The following is a 5,014-nucleotide window of genomic DNA, read 5'->3' on the forward strand; positions in this document are numbered from 1 at the left end:
CGTGTCCTTCGGGAAGCAGGAGCCGCCATAGCCGGGGCCTGCATGGAGGAACTTCTTGCCAATGCGGCCGTCGAGGCCGATGCCGCGCGCTACATCCTGCACATTCGCGCCTGTTGCCTCGCAGAGATCAGCGATCTCGTTGATGAAGGTGATCTTGGTGGCAAGAAAGGCATTTGCCGCATATTTCGTGAGTTCGGAGGTGCGGCGGTCTGTGAAAAGAACCGGCGTCTCGTTGAGAAAAAGCGGCCGGTAGAGACGGCGCATCACGTCGCGCGCGCGCTCGGAATCCGTGCCGACCACCACGCGGTCGGGCCGCATGAAATCTTCGATAGCGGCGCCTTCGCGGAGAAATTCCGGGTTTGAGGCCACATCGAAATCCGCATCAGGGCGGCGCTTACGAATAAGAGCTTCAACCCTGTCTCCTGTGCCGACAGGCACGGTGGACTTGGTGACGATAACGGCATAGTTGTGCAGATTGTCTGCTATCTCTTCTGCCGCGGCGAAAACATAGGTGAGGTCTGCGTGCCCGTCGCCGCGCCGGCTTGGTGTGCCGACCGCAATGAAAATAGCTTCGGCATCCTTTGCTGCAACAGCAAGGTCGGTTGTAAAGAAAAGCCGTCCTGCTTCGACATTGCTTGTCACAAGGCTGTCGAGTCCCGGTTCGAATATCGGAATTTCGCCGCGCTTCAGCCGCTCGATTTTCGATGCGTCCTTGTCAACGCAGACCACTTCATGGCCGAACTCGGCAAAGCATGTCCCCGAGACAAGGCCCACATAGCCTGTGCCGATCATGGCGATTTTCATCGTTTCGTCTCTTCAATGCGTGTGAAAGGCATAGGCGACAGGCGCGATCCTAGCGCTTCAGGAGGGCTTCGGCGACGGGGCGGAACTTAGCCGCAATATCTTCACGATCAAGCGCAAGCGCGAAATTGGCCGAAAGGAAGCCGATCTTGTCGCCGCAATCATAGGTCGTGCCTTCGAAAGTGTAAGAGAAGAAGTTCTGCTCTGCCATCAGCGCGATCATGGCATCGGTGAGCTGGATCTCGCCGCCTGCGCCCGGCTTCTGTGTTTCGAGCTTCGCAAAGATTTCAGGCTGCAGAATATAGCGACCGGAAATGATGAGGTTCGAGGGAGCGTCCTCGATCCTTGGTTTTTCCACCATGCCGGTGATGCGGGCCGTGCGATCATCGAATTTTTCATCAAGCGCGACGACGCCGTAGCGGTTCACATGCTCATGCGGCACCTCTTCCACCGCAATCACATTGCCGCCATGAGCTTTATAAACATCCATCATCTGCGCGAAGCAGCCGCGTGGCGCGTGGATGAGCATATCGGGCAGGGCGAGCAGGAAGGGCTCATCACCCACAATGTCCCGCGCGCACCAGACGGCATGGCCAAGTCCCAGCGGTTCCTGCTGGCGGACGAAGCTGGCGGCACCCGCTGCCGGCCGCGTCGGCTTCAGCATCTCGATTTCTGCCGTCTTGCCGCGTGCCTTGAGCGTTGCCTCAAGCTCATAGGCGAGGTCGAAATGATCCTCGATCGCGCCCTTGCCGCGCCCCGTCACGAAGACGAAATGCTCGATCCCCGCTTCGACCGCCTCATCCACCGCATACTGGATGACGGGCTTGTCCACGACCGTCAGCATCTCTTTCGGCACAGCCTTGGTTGCGGGCAGAAAGCGGGTGCCGAGGCCTGCGACCGGGAAGACCGCTTTGCGGGGCGTCTTGTGCATTTTGGATGTCACTCTTGGATATGCGCGAACGGAAGGGCTAAGTTATTAATAATAGTAGTGAAATTTCCGTCTAGACGAGATTTTTGCCATGCCGGAGCGGCCGGGGCAAGCCGCATGCGTCGCGGATGTTTCCGGTCGGGTAAAATCCATGTATCTAAAGACGCGCGCGGGGCAGGTTCGTTCCTGTTCCGCCGGATTAAGGATTTTCGAGGAAGGGGCCTGCGGCGCCCACTTTCCCCAGGAGCAGAGGCAGGAGAGCGTCAGGCATGACCAAGCGGGTCGCGTTGATTACCGGGATGACAGGCCAGGATGGCAGCTATCTGGCCGACCTGCTGGTACGAAAGGGGTATGAAGTCCACGGCCTGATGCGCCGCTCTTCGTCGCTCAATACGGACCGGATTGACCATCTTTATCACGAGGATCGCGAGGCGGCCTCCGAGGTGAAGATGCATTTCGGCGACATGACGGATGGCGCAAGCCTTTTCCGGGTGCTGAAGGATGTGCGCCCCGATGAGGTCTATAATCTTGCCGCCCAGAGCCATGTGAAAGTGAGCTTTGACAAGCCGGAATATACCGCCGATGTGAATGCGACCGGCGTGTTGCGGCTTCTGGAGGCAATCCGCTTGCTCGATATGGGCGACAGCGTGCGCTTCTATCAGGCGTCCACGTCCGAGCTTTTCGGCAATGTGCAGGAAACGCCGCAGAGCGAGACGACGCCGTTCCGCCCGCGCAGCCCCTACGCCATCTCCAAGCATTTCGCTTTCCTGACAGTCGTGAACTACCGCGAGGCCTATGGCTTTCACGCCTCAAACGGCATTCTCTTCAACCATGAAGGGCCGAACCGTGGCGAGAACTTCGTGAGCCGCAAGATCACGCGCGCCGTTGCCGCGATCCATCATGGCCTTCAGGACAGGCTCTATCTCGGCAATATCAATTCGCGCCGCGACTGGGGTCACGCGCGCGACTATGTCGAGGGCATGTGGCTCATGCTCCAGAAGGACACGCCGGGCGACTATGTGCTTGCTACGGGCGAGGAACATTCGGTTCGCGATTTCGTGGAACTTGCCTTTGAAATGGTCGGGCGCCCGATCGAATGGGAAGGCACGGCTCTGGAAGAGAAGGGTATCGACCGGAAGTCGGGCAAGGTTCTGATCGAGATCGACCCCAAATATTACCGCCCGGCAGAAGTGAACTCGCTTGTCGGCAATGCCGCCAAGGCACGCGATGAGTTGGGCTGGACGCACAAGACGACCTTCAAGGAACTGGTGCAGGAAATGGTTGAAACAGACCTGCGGCGCCTTGCGGGTAGTGCCGCGACGGCCTGAACGTCTCATCGCAGCGGGTTTCCCTGCCTTGTTAACCACACAGGCCCTTGCCGGGTGAATTAAGGCACCCGTTTCGCTAGAGTGTGAGGGCGGCTCTTTTCGGGCGGGCATATATTCTTCAACGGGCGGAACAGGCATGATCTATCCAGTCATTCTTTCAGGCGGCGTTGGCTCGCGCCTGTGGCCCATCTCGCGCTCGCTCTATCCGAAGCAGCTTTTGCCGCTTGTCTCCGACCGCCCGATGATGCTCGAAACGGCTTTGCGGGTGGTTGATCCTGCCCGCTTTGCCGCACCGCTCATTGTGTCGAATGATGAGCACCGCTTCATCATCGCGCAGCAGATGCGTGACGCAGGCATAACGCCCCTCGCACATATATTGGAACCGCAGGGCCGCAACACGGCCCCGGCTGCGGCAGCCGCCGCCACCTTCATTCAGACGCATGATCCGCAGGGTATTCTCCTGCTGCTGCCTGCCGATCATCACATTGCGGATGTTGAGGCGTTTCAGGCGGCCATTACGCGCGGTGCGGCGCTTGCAAGCGAAGGGCATCTCGTGACCTTTGGCGTGCTGCCTTCCGGGCCTGAGACCGGCTATGGATATATCAAGCGCGGCGCGGCGCTCGAGGGCCACGACGCCTATGCCGTTGAGCGCTTCGTCGAGAAGCCGTCCCGCGAAAAGGCGGAATCCTATCTCGTCGAAGGCGGTTATGACTGGAATGCGGGCATCTTCATGTTCCGCGCCGACATCATTCTCGATGAGATGCATCTCCATTGCCCGGAGATCGCGGCTCGCGCTGGCGAGGCTGTTGCCAAAGGCGCGCGCGATCTCGATTTCCTGCGTCTTGATGCAGAGGCCTTTGCGGCATGTCCCTCCAACTCCATCGACTATGCGGTGATGGAGCACGCGGCGAATGTCGCGGTCGTGCCCGTCGATATGGGGTGGAGCGATATCGGCTCCTGGTCCGCGCTCTGGGAGATCGGAGCGAAGGACGGGCATGGCAATGTCGTCTCGGGTGACGTCATCGCAGCGGATACGGATAATTGCTATATCCGCGCGGAAAATGGTCTTGTGGCCACGGTTGGCGTTGAAAACCTTGTCATCGTGGAAACCGGCGACGTTCTTTTCGTGGCGTCACGCGACCGCGTGCAGGATGTGAAATCCATCGTGGAGACGCTTGCTGCACGCGGCCGCAGTGAGCATCAGCTTCACCGGCGTGTGCATCGCCCCTGGGGATATTATGAAGGGCTTGATAGCGGTGAACGACATCAGGTGAAGCACCTCATGGTGCATCCGGGCGCCGCGCTCTCCTTGCAGATGCATCATCACCGTGCGGAACATTGGGTTGTCGTCAAGGGGCGCGCGGAAGTGACCGTTGGCGAGATAACGAAAATCCTGGAAGAGAACGAGTCCATTTATATTCCGGTGGGCGTGAGGCATCGTCTGGCCAATCCCGGCACCGAACCGCTTAGCATCATCGAAGTGCAGTCGGGCGGTTATCTCGGCGAGGATGACATTGTCCGTTTCGAAGATGTCTATGGCCGCGAGGTTGCGGCTGAGTAACCGTCTTCACGGTGCCTCGAGAAGCGGGCTTGTTTCGGAAAGGGCGTTCTTGCCGGTACTACCTGGCAACGAGTGATCGCAGATACTCGGAATAGGAAGTGCTTCCGGCAGACTGCGCAAGGGCGAGCAAGTTATCGGCATCGATAAATCCCATTCGAAAGGCGACTTCCTCAGGGCTGCCAATCTTGAGATTCTGTCTCTCCTCTATGGTAGCCACGAACTGGCTCGCCTGCAGAAGACTGTCATGCGTGCCGGTATCAAGCCAAGCAAAGCCACGGCTAAGGACTTCGCAGGCCAGATCGCCTGCCCGCAGGTACATATCATTCAGCGTGGTGATTTCCAGCTCGCCGCGCGCGGAGGGTTTCACTTCCGCCGCCATGTCGCTTACCCGTGAAT

General features: G+C 59.0%; 5 protein-coding genes. 2 read left to right on the top strand and 3 right to left on the bottom strand.

Annotated features, from left to right (window positions below):
* Together WBF74_RS04020 and galU are read right to left on the bottom strand one after the other, a co-directional pair.
* On the bottom strand, positions 1-804 hold an 804-nt coding region (locus WBF74_RS04020), incomplete at its 3' end, for a UDP-glucose dehydrogenase family protein (RefSeq protein ID WP_424435529.1).
* 49 nt (positions 805-853) lie between these two features.
* On the bottom strand, positions 854-1,732 hold the full coding sequence (gene galU / locus WBF74_RS04025) for a UTP--glucose-1-phosphate uridylyltransferase GalU (RefSeq protein WP_424435541.1): 879 nt from the start codon (positions 1,730-1,732) through the stop codon (positions 854-856).
* 266 nt (positions 1,733-1,998) lie between these two features.
* Between galU and gmd the strand changes: the two genes are divergently transcribed.
* The gene (gene gmd / locus WBF74_RS04030) at positions 1,999-3,057 is read left to right on the top strand and encodes a GDP-mannose 4,6-dehydratase (RefSeq protein ID WP_424435532.1); all 1,059 of its coding nucleotides are present in this window, start codon (positions 1,999-2,001) and stop codon (positions 3,055-3,057) included.
* A gap of 136 nt (positions 3,058-3,193) precedes the next feature.
* Positions 3,194-4,618, top strand: a complete 1,425-nt coding sequence (locus WBF74_RS04035) for a mannose-1-phosphate guanylyltransferase/mannose-6-phosphate isomerase (protein ID WP_424435535.1) — start codon at positions 3,194-3,196, stop codon at positions 4,616-4,618.
* 58 nt (positions 4,619-4,676) lie between these two features.
* Here the strand turns inward: WBF74_RS04035 and WBF74_RS04040 are convergent.
* A partial coding sequence (locus WBF74_RS04040; RefSeq protein ID WP_424435538.1) for a sugar phosphate nucleotidyltransferase occupies positions 4,677-5,014 on the bottom strand: 338 nt, incomplete at its 5' end.

Origin of the sequence: Parvibaculum sp., assembly GCF_049672805.1 — a bacterium.
Classification (GTDB): Bacteria; Pseudomonadota; Alphaproteobacteria; order Parvibaculales; family Parvibaculaceae; genus Parvibaculum.

Bases quoted from the DNA above. Each gene is read 5' to 3' on its own strand.
- galU (WP_424435541.1), bottom strand. From the start codon at position 1,732: ATGCACAAGACGCCCCGCAAAGCGGTCTTCCCGGTCGCAGGCCTCGGC.
- gmd (WP_424435532.1), top strand. From the start codon at position 1,999: ATGACCAAGCGGGTCGCGTTGATTACCGGGATGACAGGCCAGGATGGC.
- WBF74_RS04035 (WP_424435535.1), top strand. From the start codon at position 3,194: ATGATCTATCCAGTCATTCTTTCAGGCGGCGTTGGCTCGCGCCTGTGG.